Here is an 18,375-nt window from a genome sequence, read left to right on the forward strand (position 1 = left end):
GGATTCTATTTCACCGACACTCGCTCTCCATGAACGCCCTTGTCTGGTTCCGGCGCGATCTGCGCGCGGACGACCACGCCGCCCTCTTCCACGCCCTGAAGCACCACGAACGCGTGTTCTGCGCCTTCGTGCTGGACACGGACATCCTCGACGCGTTGCCGCGCGCGGACCGCCGCGTGGAATTCATCCTCGACGCCCTGCGCGTGCTCGACGCGGATCTGGCGGCGCTGGCGCCAGGCGCCGGGCTGATCGTGCGCCACGGCGCCGCGCGGGAGCAGATGCCCGCCCTGGCGGCTGAACTGGGCGTGGACACGCTCTACTTCAACCACGACGACGAGCCGGACGCCCTGCGCCGCGACGCCGACGTGGGCGGAACGCTGCTCGCACGCGGCGTGCAGGTGGAGAGCTTCAAGGACCACGTGGTCTTCGAGCGCTCGGAGATCCTGACCGGTTCACGCAAGCCCTACGGCGTCTTCACGCCCTACAAGAACGCGTGGTTGCGGGAGATCAATCCCTTCTTCCTCAGCAGCTATCCGGTCGAGCGTTACGCGTCGCATCTGGCGAAGGCCCCGCAACGGGGCGTTCCGGCGCTGGGCGACATCGGGTTCGAACCGGCCGGTCTCGCCGCTGCGCTGACCGGCGGCAGCGCGGGCGCCCAGCGGCTGTTCGACGAGTTCCTCGAGCGCATCGACCGCTACGGCGACACGCGCGATTTCCCGGCCGCCAAGGGTCCCAGCTACCTCAGCACGCACCTGCGCTTCGGGACGATCTCGATCCGCCGCCTGGCGCGCGAAGCCTGGGCGCGCGCCTACGCCCCGACGCGCGGCAGGACCGCGAGCGCGGGCGCGCAGATCTGGCTGTCGGAGCTGATCTGGCGCGATTTCTACCACCAGGTCCTGCATCACCATCCGCATGTCGTCGGCGGTGCGTTCCGGCCCGAATACGACCGCATCGCCTGGGCCGACGGCCCCGACGCGGATGCGGACTTCGAGGCCTGGTGCCAGGGCCGCACCGGTTATCCGCTGGTCGACGCCGCCATGCACCAGATCAACGAGACCGGCTACATGCACAACCGGCTGCGCATGGTGACGGCCAGCTTCCTGATCAAGGACCTCGGCATCGACTGGCGTCGCGGCGAGGCCTACTTCGCCGAGAAGCTGATCGACTTCGACCTCGCCGCCAACAATGGCGGCTGGCAATGGGCCTCCTCCAGCGGCTGTGACGCGCAGCCCTACTTCCGCATCTTCAATCCGGTCAACCAGAGCGAGAAGTTCGATCCCGACGGCAAGTTCATCAAGCGCTACCTGCCGCAGCTCGCGAAGCTGCCGCCCAAGCTGATCCACGCGCCGTGGCTGGCGAAGCCGGAGGCGCTCGCGGCCTGCGGCGTGGTGCTGGGCCGCGACTATCCGGAACCGGTCGTGCGCCATGAGACGGCGCGCATGGCGACGATGGCGCGCTATGCCGTCGTCAAGGACCGGACCTTCCCCGACGCGTGAGCGTCAGCGGCGCGCGAACGCGCACGGCCACTGTGTGCACCCTGTGCCTGCCCATCACTGGTACGTGAGCGTCACGCTGACGGCATCGATGTAGGGGCCGCCGGGGGGCACCGTGGTCTGGCGACCCGGAATGCGCGCATAGACGGTGTAGACCAGCCCTGGCGACAGCCCCAGCGCATCGAGCAGCAGACTGCCGCCGACCATCGTGCCGGTGGTGCCGTCGCCCCACACCGTCGTATAGGTGTTGTCGATGTAGAGGTTGTAGTTGAGCGCGTTCGCGCCGAATGCCAGGCGGCGACTGGAGATGCTCGGACCGCCGCCCTTGTCGAAGGCGACCGTGAACGGGACCAGCAAGCCCGCGACGCCGCCGCACTTCACCGTGACCGTGCCGGTCGAATCGGTGTTGCCGTAGGCCAGCGGGTTGTAGTTGGCGAACAGCACCGACGTCGTCGTGACGGTGCACGAGCACAAGCCCTGGATGCACAGCGCGTGCGCCGAGGGCGCCGCGCCGGTCAGCATCAGCCAGGGCAGAAGCCGAAGCAGGCTTGGCCGGCGTGACCGTCGGAAGGGTTTGGCGTTCATCGCGACTCCTTTCGGGCGTTCGTGTCAGAGGTCTCTGCCGGGACAGACGCTGCGGGCGCGCCCGCCTTGGGCGGCGCACCGGTCGACCAGGCCGTGATCCTGCGGCACACCACGGTACCGAGATCCGGCAGTTCCGTCACCTGCGCCGGCAGCTTCAGCTCGATGCGGCACGGCGTGCCGTCCTCGCGCCGTGCCAGCACGTCGCCGATCGCGCCGCCACCGTCGGGCAGCCCCGTCACGAACGCCCGACCGTCCAGGCCCATCGGGAATGTGCGCTTCGATCCGGCGACCTGCAAATCGGTCCCCGGCGGCAGCGGCTCGCCGGCCTCGTCGACGACGCGGAAGGTCGCGGTGCGGCTGTGCACGATCGGGAACCGGATGAGCGCCGCGCTGCGCGCCGCCGGCATGACCTGCAGCTCCAGCGCCTCGATCTCCGAATCCAGCGGCAGATCGTCGGCGACCACGCCGACGCGGTTCACCTGATAGCCCCGCAGCGCCGGCAGGAACGCCCGCCCCTTGCCATCGGTGCGCGCGACCGGCTGGTTGTCGTGGAGGATGCGGACGTTCGCCTGGTTGTCGACCTGCACGACGGCGAAGCCCCCGTCGATGCGACGGCTCGCATAAGCGCCGCCGTCGATGTACGCCAGCCCGCCGCTCGCGCCGAGCCTCACGTCGGTGTTGCCCGACATCCGCGAGACGCCGCCGTCCAGCGCCACCACGTTGGTCTGCCACTGCGCCTGCGCCTGCTGCCGGCCGTGCGACTCCGTCAGCAGCTGGTAACCGAGGCCTTCGCCGACCGGCGGGTTGCTCTGCAACTGGACCTGCCAGAGATCCCGCGCCTGCTGCCCGCCGCCGCGCTGGCCCTGCCAGGCCGTCGACAGGCTCTTGTTCCCGTCGAGCAGCAGGCTCCAGAAGACCGAGATCGCCGTGCCGCCGCCGTTGCCCGCCTTCAGCGCGGACAGGCCGAAGAAACCCCAGCCGGCGAGGCTGCGGCTGGCGTTGAAGGACCAGAGCTTGTTGGCCACCTGCAGCTGCCCCTGGGGCGCGGGCCGCTGCGGCGCCCCCTGGTTCACGAGTCCGATGCCCAAGCCCCACTGCTTCCAGGAGGTCCCCACCGACGCCGAGACGCTCCACTTCGGCAGCACCGCGTTGCCGAGCTGCGTGAAGCCCGCCGTGGCGCGCTTGACCTGCACGCCGCCGCTCCAGTCCATGCCCTGGCGTTCGACACCCAGCGTCGCGAGCGCGCCGCGGCGCGCCTCGGGATCGTCGCTGCGGCTGGCCACGCCCGCTACGCTCACCGTGCCCAGGGCGGGGAACAGCCACAACCCCGTCGCGCCGAGCGCCTGCTGGCGCTGCGTGAGCTCTCCGCGCCATTCCTGCGTGAAACCGGAGGTGAGCCCGTTGCGCCAGGTGCCGGCCAGCACCGCGCGGCCGTAGCGGTTGCTGTCGATCCCGTAGTTCAGCCGCAGCCATCCGGCCTCGACGCTGTAGGCCGAGAGTCCCGGCTTCAGCAGCGACGGGCTGATGTAGTAAGGCTGCACGACGATCTGCTCGCGGCCGAGCAGGTCCCGCACCACGGTGCGGATCTCCCCCTGGCCGGTGACCAGCGGGAGATCGCTGATGTCGAAAGGGCCGGGCTGCACGCGCCCTTGCAGGCGTTGGCTGTTGTTGACGAAAACGTCCACCGTCGATGGCAGCGATGCCTCGCCGCGCAGGGTCGGGAGCGGGAAGCTCAGGAATCCGGGCCGCAGCGAGAAGTCGGTGCTCCACTGCACGCCGCCGAAGCGCATCGCCTGGCCCCAGGTGCCCGGCTGCGCGATGCCGTCTCCGAGCCGCCAGCTGGTCAGGTGCTCGGGACGGTCGATGGTCCAGCGCGTATCCAGGCGCACCCAGCCGCCGCCCGTGCCGCTGCGATACAGCTGCTGGTGGTTGAGGTCGCCGCGCGGCGTCAGCACGCCGAGTTCGGTCACGCCGTCGACGTTGCCGTCACCGCTGAGGCGCTTCTGCCATTGCACGTCGTAATTGGCGAAGATCCCGAAGGTCGACGGCAAGGTCACCTGCGTGGCGGAACGCGCCACCTCGACCTGCTGGTCGGAGAACGCCTGCGGCGGCGCGTCGATCTCGAGCGTCTGGCTGAGTTCCTCGACACGCCAGCGCATCAGTTCGCCGGGGCCTTCGCCGAGGATCATGTGGAGCTCGCCGTCGATCATCCGCGGCGGCAGCGCCGGCGGCCGGAACTTGAACTCGGTCCAGAGCGCCTGCGGGATGGCGACGCCCTCGGGAACGCGCACCGCGCGCACCGTCTGCGGCTGCGGGATGCCGTTGATCTTCAAGCCCAGCAGCAGGGTCTCGCCGAAGCGTGGGGCCTGGCCCAGCGCCTGCGCCGGGTCGGAAGCGGGCAACGACGGCGGCAGGGACGAGGGCGACGGCGGCGCAGGCGGCGGCTGCTGGGCCTGCGCCGCGGCGGTCATGCACAGGCAGACCGCCGCCGGCAGCAGGCCGGATTCACTTGCCCGCCGCACCGGCCGAGACCTGCTGCAGCCCCTGGTCCGTCATGACCTGCAGATTGCCGGGCGGGCCGGCGGGCGTGGGGATGCGGTAGCTGCGCTGCTCGCCGGGGAACACGACACTTTGCGCGCCCGGCACCGCCATGGACTTCACCTCGCCGTTGGCGCTGGTGACGCGCAGTTCGCTGACCTTCACATGGACGTTGCCGGCGTTGGTCACCGTCGCCACGGTTTCGCCGCTGCTGGCACGCTGGACGCTCCAGCTCGAGTCCCGCCGCACCTGGTTGGGCGCCACGTAGACCGGCACCCGCAACGCCACCAGCACGCGCACCGCGCCGGTCACCTGCGTGTCGCCGCCCTGACGCGCCACCGGTACCTCGCGCAGCACCATGCGGTAGGTGGCCTCCTGCTGCAGGTCCGGCGGGCGGCGCAGGCCCACGCGCAAGACCTGGACCTGTCCGGCCTGCAGCGTGAAGATCGGCGGGTTCACCAGCAGGTCCGTCGTCGGACCGTCGACGTCCTGGCCGTTCTCCCGCGTCCAGCGGATGCCCTCGGCCTGCATCGTCACCGGCTCGGTGCCGTTGTTCTGGACCTGCACCGTCGCCCGGTCGTTCGCGCGGTCCAGCCGCACGTTGACGGGCATGATGCTGACGTCGGCGGCACGAGCCGCCGGCATCGCCAGCAGCACCACCACGAATACCGCCAGCACTGCCGTCATGCCCGGGACGGCGGCCAGCCCACGTCGGATCGTGTTCATCGGTTTCTCTCCTGTCGTCTTGTCGTCCGATGTCCCCCCAGGCGTTCCGGCCGCCCGCAGCCGTCCTCTCCCTTGTGCGCCGCCCGCAGGCGGCTGGCGATCGCCTTCAGTAGGACACCGTCACGGTGACCGTGTCCGTGTACGCCCCGGGCACCGCGCCAGTCAGCGAGGGCACCTGGCCATAGATGGTGACGCTCTGAATGCCCCCCGTCCCCGTGCCGCTGTAGACGGTGCTGCCGCCGGTGCTGTTGCCCCAGACGGAGGTCCGCCCCGCGTCGACGTAGAGCTGGTAGCCGAGCGAGTAGGCGCCGTTGATCATCTTGCGGGCGGCGAAGTTGGCCGCACCGCCGGCGTTGCTCCCGGCGCTGAGGGCGACGGTATAGGCCGTGGTGGCCGTGCATTCGATGGTCAGCGTCGAAGTGCCGTTCACCGGCCCAGCGCCGATCGGGTTGATGGCGGAGCCGAAGGCCAGCGTCGAGCCCGACACATTGCAGGCGGACGACACCGTCGTCTGCGACGTGAGCGTGTTGGTCGCCGTGCCGCCGCGCGCAACGCCGATCAGGCCGACGAGCGCGGCCGTGATCAGGAGTAGCGGGAGGCTTCTCCGCATCCGTGTCCCCGTCAGTGCACCACGGCGCTGCCCCTTTCGGGCAGCCGCGTGCCATGCGCCCGGGCCTCCGCAAGGACGAGAAGGCCGCGCGCGGAGATCGCGTCGCGGGGATAGACGGCCAGGCCGACATGGCTGTCCAGCCGCACCTCATGACCGCCCAGATCGAAGGGGTCGGCCAGCGATTCGCGGATGCGGTCCGTCAGCGCTTCCGCCTCCTGCACCGAACCGGCGCGCGAGACGACCAGCGCGAACTGCTCGGTGGCATGCCGGGCCAGCAGATCGGCCGGGCCGGCGCAGCCCGACATCCGCCGGCCGATCTCCACCAGCACCGGTGCCGCGCCTGAAACGCCCTGGCTGCGCAGCAGCGCCTCCAGCCCCTTCAGCACGACCACCGTGACGGCCACCTTGCCGGCCTCAGCATTGACCAGTCGCAGGACCTGATCGAGGCGTTCGAGCAAGGCGACCTGCCCCAGCAACCCGGTCTCGGCATCGCGCAGCAGCGGCGACGGCCGCTGCTGCCGACCGCCGACGAGTTCGCTCTGCATCAGTTCCTCCAGGTCGCCGAACAGCGTCTCCATGCCGGAGGCCTTGTCGTAGAAGCCGTCGGCGCCGGCCTGCATGCACATGTCGCGGTAGGCGTCCATCGCGTGATGCGTGAGCATCAGGATGCGTCCCCGATACCCCTTTCGGCGCAGGGCGCGCAGCACGTCGATGCCGGTCCCCACCAGCAGCGTCATGTCCAGCAGCACCGTGTCCGGCTGCAGCCAGTCGATCAGCGCGATCGCCTGCGGCGCGGAGTCGGCCTCTCCCACGACGCGCGCGCCGGCCATGTCCTCGAGCCGGCGTGCCAGGAGACGGCGGATGGCCGACGAGTCCTCGACGAGAAAGATGTCCATGAAGCAGTACTCCGGAGCGATGCGGTGACTGGTTGTCACCGCCTGTCCGGCATCTTGCGCGCGCCCTCGCGCCCACATCAGCGGCACCCCGCCCAAGCTGATGTCGGGTTCCCTCCGCAGGGTTTGTCGGGCGATCACCTACGTCCTCCGCGGGGTCACTGGATGTCCGTGAGACCGTGCTGGACGCAGTACTTCGTCAGCTCGGTGTTGTTGCGCCAGCCTGTCTTCTCGAGGATGCGCGCCCGGTAGGTGCCGACCGTCTTGGCCGACAGGTGCATGGTGTCGGCGATCTCGGCCGGCGTCTTGCCGGCGGCGATCAGCAGCATCACGCGGTGCTCCTGCGCCGACAGCTGCTCGTGGGGCAACTGGCCCGGCGTGGCCCCGCTCAGCAGACCCAGCAGATGGTCCGCCATCGCCGCGGTGACGTAGCGCCCCCCCTGCAGCAGCCGTTGCAAGGCGACGACCAGTTCGTCGGTCGCCTTGTCCTTGGGCAGATAACCGGACACGCCCATCTGCAGCAGCCGCGCCGCATAGGCGGACTCCGCATTGAGGCTCAGCACCAGCACGGGCACGCCCTTGATCGCCCGCAGCATGCGGCTCGCGCCCTCGGTCCCGCTCGCGTCGGGCAAGGACAGGTCCAGCACCAGCGCGTCCGGCTTGTGCGCCTGACCGAGTTGCAGCCCCTCGGCGATGGTCGACGCTTCGTCGATCACCGCCTGCGGCCAGTAACCCTGGATCAACTGCTTGACCCCGAGCCGCATGATCGGATGGTCGTCAACGATCAGAAATCTCATCCCAGCCCTCCTCGTTCTCCCGTCTCGCGCCGGCGCCACCGTTGGCGTCGTCCGCTTCCCCCAGTTCACTGCCATCGGCCGCCACCGGCACCCGGACGTCGATCCGCGTGCCGCGCCGGGGCGCCGGCCCGAACTCCATCTCCCCACCTGCGAGCACGGCGCGCTCCCGCATGTTCCGCAAGCCCGACGCATCCACGCGCACATGGCCGGGTCCGACGCCGTCGTCTTCGATCCGCAACCGGTATTCGCCGTCCTCCAGGCGCGATTCGATGGTCAATTGCTGCGCCTGCGCATGCCGCAGCACGTTCGTGGCCGCCTCCTGCAGCAGGCGGAACAGCTGGTTGTGCTGCTCCGGCGTCAACGCGTCGTCGGACGCCAGGTCGACATCGACGATGAGATCGCTCTGCCGCTGCAGGCCCTGCACGTAATGCTGCACCGCGGCACCGAAACCGAAATCGTCCAGCAGCGGCGGCCGCAGCGTGTTGGCGATGCGGCGGGCGGCGCCGATGACCTCGTCGGCGATGCTCAACATTTCCTCGTGCATCGGCTCCTTGGCCGGCGCGATCTTGCGCGCCATGGACAAGGCCAACATCTTGGCCGCGGTACCGAGCTGACCCAACTGATCGTGGACCTCGCGCGCCAGACGGCGCCGTTCCGCCTCGACGCTGCGGTCCAGTTCCGCAGCGAAGCTCTGGATGCGCTTGAGCGCCTCGGTCAATTCACGCGTGCGTTCGACGACCGCGCCTTCCAGTTGCGCATGGCTGTCCCGCAGGGCACGTTCCGCCTGATCGCGGCGCTCGCGCTCCATCCACAGCGCGGCCATCGCCGCCGCCACCATCACGCCGCCGGCCAGCGGCAACACCTGCGCCAGCAGCGTGGTCTCCTTCGTCTGGATCGCGACGGCCGTTTCGATGCCGTCGATCCGTTGTTGCTGCAAGGACTTCAATCGGCCCAGCTCGCCGCGGATCTCGTCCATCAGCTGCTTGCCTGCCACGTAGGCCTGGCGGTCCTTCAGCGCCGATTCGCCTTCTTTCCAGCGCCCCTCGACCTGCCGCTCGACCTGATGGAGGCGTTCGGCGATGAAGCGGTCCAGGCGCTCGAACGCGATTTCCTGCCGGTCGCCCGATCGTGCGAGCGCTGTCTTGAGTTCCACATAGTGGGCGTCGAGATCGCGCTGTGCGCGCTCGTACGGCTGCAGGAAGGCCGCGTCGCCGGTGATCAGGAAGCCGCGCGTGCCCGTCTCGAGATCGATCAGCAACGCATTGAGGTCGGAGATCAGCCGCTGCGTGCGCAAGGCATGAGCGCGCGCGTTCTCCTGACGCGTCAATTCGCCAAGACTGCGGTACTCGCCGTAGGCGGTGGCTACAAAAGCGATGCAGCCGGCCAGCAACAGGCCCGCAGCCACCGGAAAGGTCAGCATGCGCATCGAAGGTCCGGGCTTGCTCGCCCGTGTTGGTACAACCCTGTGGACGACGGCATCACAGCGATGACATCCGCGCCGACATCCACCCCAGTGCTTCTGTTGCTCGCGACGTCTGGTCGCGCCTCTCTCGGGCCCCGCGTTCTGGGGCTTCGTGTCGACTCTCTCTGCGGAGACCGTTCACAGGGGTCTAACGCTAGAGGGGTAGCGCAGGAAAAGCAAGTCCCTGCTCACGTGCCGCGTACCGGGAAAGCCACGTCTGCCCGTCGGAGACTTCGCGACCCTGGCCGAACCGGGCGGATTGCGGGGTCAGGACTTGACTCTCGTCTTGACCCCGCGACGCTTGCGCGGGAGCGTTTCAGGGTGGCTGCCATCGCGCGAGCAGCGCGGCATGGCGCCGCTGCCAGTCGCGCAGCGGCGCGTCTTCGCCGTCCAGGACGAGCCGGAGATAGGCCAGGCTGAGTTCTCGCGTGGCCGCCTTGACCTTCGGATTGAGATCGAGTCCGCCGGTATTCATGCGGTCCGTGAAGATGCTGTGCGAGCCGCCGCTGAACATCGCCAGCGCCTTGTGTGGCCCGCCGATGGCGTCGAAGAGCGCAATGCGATCCGCAGGACCGCTGTAATAGCCGGGGATGGTGATCTCATCATCGGTGGCGCTGATGTGCAGCGTGGGAATCGCCACGCCGGACAGGATGGGCACGGGGTCGCCTTCGCCGTAGAACGGCGGCGCGGAGATCAGGATCGCCGCCTTGAAGCGCGGCTCGGCCAGCGCCGTCAGCGTGGTGCCGCCAGGCAGTCCCGCCGACGTCGCCACCCTCGCGCCGGCCAGCAGCAGGCTGGTATTGGCGCCGTAGGAGTGCCCCGCGATGGCGAGTCGCGCCGGATCAAGTCGAGGCGCCAGAGGGCCGGAGAGCAGCCGGTTCAGCGCGAAGCGCACATCCTGCGTGCGGTCGACCGCCTCTTCTGGCTGCGCCGCATGCTGCAGCCGCAGGACCAGGTTGAGCGAGTTGGACCAGCCGAATCCGCCTGACCACAGGCGTCGGTCGCTGCCGATGTGCTGCACATGCATGGCGACGACACCGTGCGCGGCCCAGTAGCTGCCGAGATAGCTGTAGCCGCGACGAGAGCCGCCCATGCCGTGCGAGAACACCACGACCGGCCATCCGCCGGAGGGCGCTCCGCCCTGGGGCCAGTAGACACGGACGGGCACCGCGCGCTGGCGCGTGGGATCAATCCAGTCGAAGTCCTGCCACTGATGACTGCCGTCATCGGCAAATTGCGCGCCGGGCTGTGCGGGAAGATCGGGGCCGCTCACCGGCGCAGGCGTTGCGCAACCGATCAGCAGCGCCGCGAGCGCCGCCATCGCCGAGGCGGCGAGCACGGACCAGCGCCACGTCCTGTTCACGACGTCAGAACAGTTCGACGTCGCTCAGGTGCTTGGCCTCGGACATCGCGCCCTGCGCGACCAGCGTGGCATGGCTCTGCACCTGGTTCCGTCCGGCGCCCTTGGCGTGGTACACCGCCTTGTCGGCGCGCTCGAACGCGGCGGCCGGCGAATCGCCGGCGCGGATCTGCGTGAAGCCGATGCTGACCGTGATGCGGCCGACCTGCGGGAAGGCGTACTGCGCGGTATTGCTGCGGAAACGCTCGAAGGCGTGGGCCGCGTCGGGCTCGTCTTCGCAGCGCATCAGCACCACGAACTCCTCGCCGCCGAAACGGTAGAGGAGATCGTTGAAACGGAAGCTGCTGCGCATCAGGCGCGACAGCAGCAGCAGGACCTCGTCGCCGATCAGATGGCCGAAACGGTCGTTGATCGACTTGAACAGGTCGATGTCGATGACACCCAGCCAGTAGCGCGGATGCACGACGGCATGACGACGATCCTGACCCGCTTCGTCATGCGCGGCGGCCTCGCTGGGCGCGCGCGTCGGCAGCTCCGACACCGCCTTCAGGAAGCTCTCGTCGAAGGTCTTGCGGTTGAGCAGACCCGTCAGCGTGTCGCGCTCGCTGTAGTCCAGCAGTCCCTGGAAGTTGTGATAGATCCGCAGCACGCTGGAGACCATGCGCTGGGCTTCGGCCTTGAGCCGGCGCGCGGTATGCAGTTCCAGCACACCGACGACCTCGCGCTCGGTGGCGAGCGGGAACAGGGTCACCCACTCGTCTCCCTCGCGCTGCTGCAGCACACTGCGCTGCGTCAGACACTCGAGTCGGCGGGGTTCTTCGGCAAGTCTCGGCAACCGTTCGGGATCGACCCACAGCGAGTCGGCCGTGGCGACCGGGTCCCCGGCGCGCAGACGCGCGCGGGTCAGCCAGCGTTGCTGGCCGGGCTCGCCGACGCAGCGGTAGATCGCCACCGCGGCCACGGGACCATTGAGCAGGTCACGCAACGCGGTGACGAGCGTGACGTCCATGACATCTCGGTCACGGAAGCCCGTCAGTTCGGCAAGATGGTCGACTACCCCGGACATGGTGTTTGCAGCGTGGAGGGAGGATCCTGGCGCCGGCTTCCCGATGTCCGGGAAACCGGACCCTACGCCCTCGCCGGCTGAGCGGCGGACAGATGTGCAGTGTATCGGGCGATCAGACCCAGCAGGTGCTCTTCGTCATAGGGCTTGCCCAGGTAATCGTTGACTCCGAGCCGTTGTGCATACTCGCGATGTTTCTGCGCGATCCGCGACGTGATCATGATCACGGGCAGACCCGCCAGACGCGTGTCGGCGCGCAGGTTGCGGACCAGGTCGAAGCCGTCCATGCGCGGCATCTCGATGTCCGACAGCACGACCGCGGGCAACTCGTCGCCGCCCAGACGTTCCATCGCATCCAGGCCGTCCTTGGCCAGCAGCACACGATAGCCTTCGCGCTCCAGCAGGCGTTGCGTGACGCGGCGGACGGTCAGAGAGTCGTCGACCACCATCACCAGCGGTGCGAGCTGGACCTTGACTTCCTCGACCACGACCTGACGGGCCGCCGCTTCGGCGTCGTGCACGCGCTGCTGCGCGGCATGGCCGTAGCGGTTGGCCAGCGCCACCGGGTTATAGATCAGGGCGACGTCGCCGGAGGCCAGCAGGCTGATGCCCGCCAGGCCTGGCACCTGCATCAGCTGCGGGCCCAAGTTCTTGATCACGACTTCCTGGTTGCCCAGCACTTCGTCGCAATGCAGCGCCAGGCGTTGCTGCGCGCTGTGCACCAGCACCACCGGCAGCGTCTTGCCGTGAGCGAATCCACGATCGCTGTGGCGCATCAGGCCGCCCAGCCAATAGAACGGCATGCGCTCGCCGGCGGCCATCAGGGAGCCGTCGACATACGCCTGCTCCACCGTCTCCACCGGCAGGCGCTGCACCGACAGCATCAACGCCGCGGGCACCGCAACCTTGCGATCGCCGTAGCGCAGCACGACGACCTGCGTCAGCGCCGTCGTCAGCGGCACGCGCAGCTCGAAGCTCGCGCCCTGGCCTGCGGTCGACTGCGTCAGCACGTAGCCGCCCAGTGTGTTGACTTCCGAGCGGACCACGTCCATGCCCACGCCACGGCCGGCCATTTCGGTCAGCGCATCGGCGGTGGAGAAGCCCGGCTCGTAGATGAGGTCCATCAGCTGTGAATCGCTGATGTCCTGACCCGCCTGGATCAGGCCCTGGCTCTCGCCGCGGGCGCGGATGCGCGCCAGGTTCAGGCCGGCACCGTCATCGCTGAAGCGGACCTGGATCTCGTTGCCTTCCTGGTGCAGATTCAACACGATCTTGCCCACCGGGGCCTTGCCGGCCTGCTGGCGGACGTCCGGCGTCTCGATGCCGTGGACCACGCTGTTGCGCAGCAGATGCTCGAAGGCGCCCGTCAGACGTTCCAGCACCGCGCGATCCAGTTCGACGCCGCCACCGCGGATCTCGAGCTGGGCCTGCTTGCCGCTCTCGCGGGAAGCCTGACGCACGACGCGGTGCAGGCGCTCGCCCAGGCTGCTGTCGAACTCCACCATCCGCGTACGCAGCAGGTCATCCTGCAGTTCGCGCGTCAGCCGGGACTGGCCGGCCAGTTCGTCTTCGCCCGCCGCGACGTTGCGCTGCAGGCCGCGCTGGACCGTCGCCACGTCGTTGACGGACTCGGCCAGCATCCGCGTCAGTTCCTGGAAGCGGGTGTAGCGGTCGAACTCCAGCGGGTCGAAGTCCTTGCCGGTGGCCTGCGCGGCTTCCTGTCGGGCGGCGATGCGGGCCTCGGCCTGCAGCTCCAGCTCGCGCAACTGTGTGCGCAGACGCTCAAGGTTGTCGTCCAGGTCGCCCAGCGACGTGCGCATCTGGCCCAGTTCGGACTCCAGGCGGGCACGACGGATGGAGACTTCGCCCGAAAGCGCGGCCATGCGTTCCAGCAGCGCGCCACGGACGCGCACCTGCGCGGCCGGCGCGACCGGCGCGCTTTCCAGCGGCTGACCCATGTCAGCCACTTCGCTGAAGTGGGCCCAGTCGATGTCGATGTCGGCCAGAGGCGCGGAAACCGGCGCCGCCACGGGCGCAGGCGCCTCGACGACCGGCTCGACGATCTCGGCAGCCGGCTCGACGGCGGTCGGCTCGATCACTGGTTCGGCGATCGGTGCCTCAACCTCAAGCACAGGCGCGACCGGCTCCACGACCTCGACCGGCTCGACGATCTCTTCGATCGGGGCCTCGGCCTCAACCGGCGTTTCAACGGCCGGGGCCGCGATCGCGTCGGAGCCCTCGGCAGGCGATTCAATCGCTTCCACCGCCTCGGTGGCCGGAATCGGAGCAGGCTGTTCGGCGATCGGCGCGACCGGCGCCATCGGCGCGGGCACCACCGGCGCCGGATTGCGCCAGGTGCGCTGCAGCGTCTTGAAGGAGTGCTCCAGGCTGTCGCCGGCGTCCTGCAGCGCGAGCAGCTGCTCGAAGCGCGGCTCGCCCTCGGCCACCAGATGCTCGACCTGCGATTCCAGACGGTGAGCCTCTTCACCCAGGCGCATGGCACCGGACAGGCGCGCACCACCCTTGAAGGTGTGCAGCACACGCATGCAGGCCGCGGCACGGCTGGAATCCGCCGGTTGGGCGGCCCACTCGCGCAGGGCACCGTGCAACTGGCCCAGCAGATCCTCGGCTTCCTCCTCGAAGATCGGCATCAGTTCCGGCTCGATCTGGTCGGGCTGGTTGAAGTCGAAGTCGTCGTCGGTCGCCTCGGCGGCCTGATGGAAGGCTTCCTGCGAGGTCGGGAAATCGGGCTCGGCCGCTGCGACCGGCGGCACCGGAACGCTGAGCAGGCTGGCCGGCAACGAGGCCGTGGACACTTCCTCCAGCGACATGGCCAGCAGGCCCTCGTCGCTGTCGGCATGGCCGTCAGGCAGCGGCGCCCCGGGTTCGAAGGCCTGCAGTTCGGCCAGCAGCGCCGGATCGGCTTCCTTCAGGAAACCGGCGGCGAATTGATGAAGCAGGCGGCGGATCTCGTCGGAGGCGCGCTGGAAGAGCGTCGGATCGCCGACTTCATGGCCCAGGGCTCGGCCCAGGGCGTGTTCCAGGCAACGGGCGAGCGTCGACAGGTCGTCGAAACCGACCGTCGCGGCGCTGCCGGCCAGGCCGTGGGCCAACGCTTCCGCTTCCTGTGGCAGCGGCGACTGCGGCAGCAGCGACCACTCGGTCAGTTCCACCTGCAAACGACGGGAACGCTCGTCGGCTTCGTTCAGGAAGATGTTGAACAGCGCGATGCTGATGCGCAGCGGCCCGATGACCTTGACGCCCTCGTCACTGTCCTCTGCCCCCACCTGCCCGTCGACGGCCTCGCTCGGCGCATCCGCAGCCGGCGGCGTGACGGCCGTCCCGCCCACCAGGCTCAACGCCGGTGTCGCGTGCGTGGGCGGCGTGTCCAGGTCGAGGTCGGGCAGCTCCAGATCGGACAGGCTGAGCGGCGACAGGCCCTCCGGCGGCGCATCGACCAGCTCCTGACCCAGGTCCAGCGTCAGCGTCAGGTCCGGCGTCGACGCCGCCTCGAGCGTGGCCACCGGCTCAGTGTTCAGGTCCGAAAGATCCAGCAGGTCCAGCGCCGGCTCGTCGACCGCCGGCGAGAGCGGCAGTTCGTCGAGCGGCATCGGCGTCGTGGCCTCGATCTCCACCATCGGCGCATCCGCCGGCCAGCCGGCCGGCAGATCCATGGTGACGGTCGCGTCGTCGGCGGAGGTCAGCGTCGGCTCCAGAGCCTGCGTCGGCTCGTCATGGAAGACCGGGGACTCGATGGCGACGGGCAGTTCGACCGTCGAAGCTTCGTGCAGCGCGGAGGGCTCGACCACATCGGCGACGGTCGGCAGCGACATCGTCGTGTCGAGCGCAGGCAGATCGGCCGAGGACAGCGCGTCCAGATCGACCGACGAGCTCAGTTCCGGCACCGCCTGGGTGAGCTCGGGCACCTCGCCCGGGAAGTCCAGGGACAGATCGGCCACCGGCAGCACCGGCGCGTCCAAGCCCGGCAGGTCCAGGGAAGGCAGATCCAGGGACGGGAGGACGGCGCCAGCCGGGGCCGGCTCCACCAGCGGGGCGAGCAGGTCCAGCGCCGACTGATCGTCGGAGGCGGCTTCGGACGTGGTCGGCTGCGTAGGCGCGGCCACTTCATCGGCGAGCGACAGCTCCGGGAGACCGGACAGATCGATCTCGTGGACTTCGTCCACGCCGGGAACCTCGACGACCTCGGCCACCTCGGCGACTTCGATCACCTCGGGGACCGAGCCCAGGTCGACCCGTTCAACGACGTCGCTGGCGTCAGGCACGACGGGGATCGGTGCGGCCACGGGAGTGGCCGGCTCGGCCGACACCTGCAACGGCAGATAGCGGTTTTCCAGGCGCAGCGCGTCGGCAGAGGCCCGGAACGGGGCGCTGTGGAAGCCATGGGGACGCTTGTCGGCGATCGCGGCGGCCCAGGCCTGGAAGGCGTCCAGCGCTTCGTTGCTGAAGCGCAGCAGGTCCGAATCGGCCTGGGGATGTTCCGACAGACGATGGTTGTAGAGCTGTTCGCAGGCCCAGCCGGCTTCGCCGAACTCGTTCAGCCCGACCATGCGCGAGCTGCCCTTCAGCGTATGGAACGCGCGGCGCGCGGTCGTCAGCTGTTCCTTGTCACTGCCGTTGCGGGCGAGCGCGGTCATCGCGTCGCGTGCGGTGGTCACGACCTCGGCCGCCTCTTCCAGGAAGATGCCCAGCATCTCCTCGTCGATCGCTTCCTCGGCCTGCGGGATCGGCGCGCTTGGCGCCTGCGCGGGAGGCGCCGCGGGCGCGGCGGCCTCGATGAATTGCTGCAGCGATTCGGCGGCGTGGCTGCCCGCGGCATCGCCGCCGGCCGACAGCAGCTGCTGCTGCGCCTGTTGCGCCGCCTGAGCCATGCCGAGGTCGTCGGCGGCGCGGGCTTCGTGGGAGATCCGTTCCAGATCGCGGGCGAGGTCCTCGGTCGAACGGTCGCCTTGCGCAACGGCCTGTGCCGTCGCCTGCAACTGCGCGATCAGTTGCGGTTGCGCCTCGACGTCCTCGACGGCCGATTCCTGCGCTTGCGCCTGCAGTTCGCTTTCGCGACCCACCAGCGACTGCAGCAGCCCGGTGTCTTCCTCGAAGCGGAACATGCGCTTGGCCAGTTGCGGCTGCACGCTCAGCATGTCGATCAGGAAACCCAGCGCGCCCAGGTTGTGGGCGAGCCGGTCGAACTGCGCGCGAGGTCCCGCCAGCGACGGATCGACCTCGGTATTGGCCAGTTCGTCGACCTGATCGCGCATCTTCAGCGTGGCTTGCGCGGCCTGGGACAGCCCCAGCACGCTGAACACGCCCCGCATCGCCTGCAACTGTCCCGGCACCGGGATCAACAGGTCCCGCTTGGTGGGGTCGCGGAAATACTCGTCGCACTGGCGCTCGACCTCGGACAGGCTGGCGCGCAGTTCATGGACGACGGAACCCAGCGTCTGACGATCAGCGACACGACGGTAGAGCTCTTCCATCCAGCTCTCGAGCGCCAGCGGCGCTTCGCCGTGGCCGACCGACTCGATGCGACGGGCAAGGCTCTTCACGCGCTCGCCCTGCTCCGGCTGGTCGAAGGCCTCGTCCTCGAGCGCCGCCTCCAGATAGAGCATCGACGTGGCGATCTCCATCGCCAGCGCGGCTTCAGGCGCGCGGCCCGAACGCAGCGTCGCGACGACGGCACGGCGGAGCGTATCGCCCAGCACCTCGCCGCTCGGGAACAGCTTCTGGAGCGATTCGGCGACGTTGGCGAACTGTTCGTCCAGCCCCCCCAGGCGGTGGGTCTCGCCTTCGGCGGCGGAGGCCCAGGACTCCTTCGCCGCGATGACGCGACGTTTCGCGGCCGCGACCCAGTTCGGGTCGATGCGGCCCAGCGCGTCATCACGGTAGTCGACGGTGTCGGCTTCGATCAGGCCGTAGGCCTGCTGCACCGCGCTCAGGCGCGGCGCGGAGCCCGGCTCGGCATGCTTGGCGGCGGCGGCGAAGAACAGCAGGTCCTTGGCCAGGCGCTCGGACGGGGCCGCGTCGCTGCCGGCGCGCAGTTGCGCCAGCAGTCGAGAACCGAGCCGCTTCACCAGCGTGTCCACCGGCAGCAGGCCGCGCGATTGGGCCTCGAACTGCCCCGCGGCGAGCATCCACAGCGTCCGCGCATTCGCTTGGGTCTGGGTCAGCGCCAAGCCGGCGCACAGGTCGCTCAGCAGCTGGCCCTGACCCGGCGCCGGCGCGCGCATCTGCTTGAGCAGCAGCGCTTCGAACGGCGTGCGCATCTGCTCCGACGTCAAGGCGCGCACGCCGCGGTCCAGCGGCAGTTCACGCCAGCGGAACTCTTCGGTCCACAGGTCCGCCGGATGGATGCGGCCCGCGCCGTTGAGTTCCTGAAGGGTCTGGTAGGCCGGGAACAGCGCCAGCGAGCTCGGCTGCCCGCCGGCCAGCGTCTTGGCGATGAAGGCGAGCACCGCGAAGTCCGCGCGCTCCACTGCCTCGACCTCGGCGATGCTCACGCTGGCCGGGTTCTCGGCCAGACGGAACAGCGTCGCCTCGGCGGCACGCAGCAGGTGCGCGGCAGCGGGCAGGCTGACCACCGCCAGCACGCCAGCGGCCTGGTGCATCTGCTGAGCCGCGCCTTGCAGGGCGGGACTGGGCTGGCCGTCGCCGCCCAGCGTCGTCGACCGCGCATCGGCATCGCGCAGCACGCGGCGAAGGGCCTTGTGCACCGATTCCAGCGTGCGGCGCAGCTCCTCCTGGACCCAGGCCAAAGGGCTCAGGTCGGCGGGGAACTCGGATTCGCGCGTAAGGTCCATGCTCGCTCTTGTTCTCTTCTAATTGTCGACGCGGTG

Annotated in this window: 11 protein-coding genes; 1 reads left to right on the forward strand and 10 read right to left on the reverse strand. The window is 69.4% G+C overall.

Going from position 1 to position 18,375, the window contains the following annotated elements:
- Positions 1 to 29: 29 nt before the first annotated feature.
- Entirely contained in the window at positions 30 to 1,496 is a 1,467-nt protein-coding gene (locus tag PV762_RS10115) for a cryptochrome/photolyase family protein (RefSeq protein WP_421034909.1), read from the forward strand.
- 54 nt (positions 1,497 to 1,550) lie between these two features.
- Here PV762_RS10115 and PV762_RS10120 read toward each other — a convergent pair whose 3' ends face one another.
- The 10 genes from PV762_RS10120 to PV762_RS10165 all read right to left on the reverse strand — a co-directional run bounded on the left by PV762_RS10120 (position 1,551) and on the right by PV762_RS10165 (position 18,339).
- On the reverse strand, positions 1,551 to 2,078 hold the full coding sequence (locus PV762_RS10120; RefSeq protein WP_421034910.1) for a spore coat protein U domain-containing protein: 528 nt from the start codon (positions 2,076 to 2,078) through the stop codon (positions 1,551 to 1,553).
- A complete protein-coding gene (locus PV762_RS10125) occupies positions 2,075 to 4,600 on the reverse strand; it encodes a fimbria/pilus outer membrane usher protein (protein ID WP_421034911.1) in 2,526 nt (841 codons plus the stop codon). Before PV762_RS10125 ends, PV762_RS10120 begins: the two co-directional genes overlap by 4 nt.
- Entirely contained in the window at positions 4,584 to 5,342 is a 759-nt protein-coding gene (locus tag PV762_RS10130) for a molecular chaperone (RefSeq protein ID WP_421034912.1), read from the reverse strand. The genes PV762_RS10125 and PV762_RS10130 overlap by 17 nt, the downstream gene beginning before the upstream one ends.
- Positions 5,343 to 5,448: 106 nt before the next feature.
- Positions 5,449 to 5,952, reverse strand: coding sequence for a spore coat U domain-containing protein (locus PV762_RS10135; RefSeq protein ID WP_421034913.1), 504 nt, complete (start codon positions 5,950 to 5,952; stop codon positions 5,449 to 5,451).
- Positions 5,953 to 5,963: 11 nt separating this feature from the next.
- Positions 5,964 to 6,848, reverse strand: a complete 885-nt coding sequence (locus PV762_RS10140; RefSeq protein WP_421034914.1) for a response regulator — start codon at positions 6,846 to 6,848, stop codon at positions 5,964 to 5,966.
- Positions 6,849 to 7,003: 155 nt separating this feature from the next.
- Entirely contained in the window at positions 7,004 to 7,642 is a 639-nt protein-coding gene (locus tag PV762_RS10145; RefSeq protein ID WP_297526560.1) for a response regulator, read from the reverse strand.
- Positions 7,623 to 9,068: a CHASE3 domain-containing protein gene (locus PV762_RS10150; RefSeq protein WP_421034915.1), complete on the reverse strand. Its 1,446-nt coding sequence runs from the start codon at positions 9,066 to 9,068 to the stop codon at positions 7,623 to 7,625. Before PV762_RS10150 ends, PV762_RS10145 begins: the two co-directional genes overlap by 20 nt.
- A 352-nt stretch (positions 9,069 to 9,420) precedes the next feature.
- The gene (locus PV762_RS10155) at positions 9,421 to 10,443 is read right to left on the reverse strand and encodes an alpha/beta hydrolase family protein (protein ID WP_421034916.1); all 1,023 of its coding nucleotides are present in this window, start codon (positions 10,441 to 10,443) and stop codon (positions 9,421 to 9,423) included.
- 28 nt (positions 10,444 to 10,471) lie between these two features.
- A complete protein-coding gene (locus PV762_RS10160) occupies positions 10,472 to 11,473 on the reverse strand; it encodes a GGDEF domain-containing protein (protein WP_421034917.1) in 1,002 nt (333 codons plus the stop codon).
- 119 nt (positions 11,474 to 11,592) lie between these two features.
- Complete coding sequence (locus tag PV762_RS10165) at positions 11,593 to 18,339, reverse strand: Hpt domain-containing protein (RefSeq protein WP_421034918.1); 6,747 nt, start codon at positions 18,337 to 18,339, stop codon at positions 11,593 to 11,595.
- Positions 18,340 to 18,375: the final 36 nt, after the last annotated feature.

The organism is Mitsuaria sp. CC2 (assembly GCF_048957715.1).
GTDB lineage: Bacteria > Pseudomonadota > Gammaproteobacteria > Burkholderiales > Burkholderiaceae_C > Roseateles.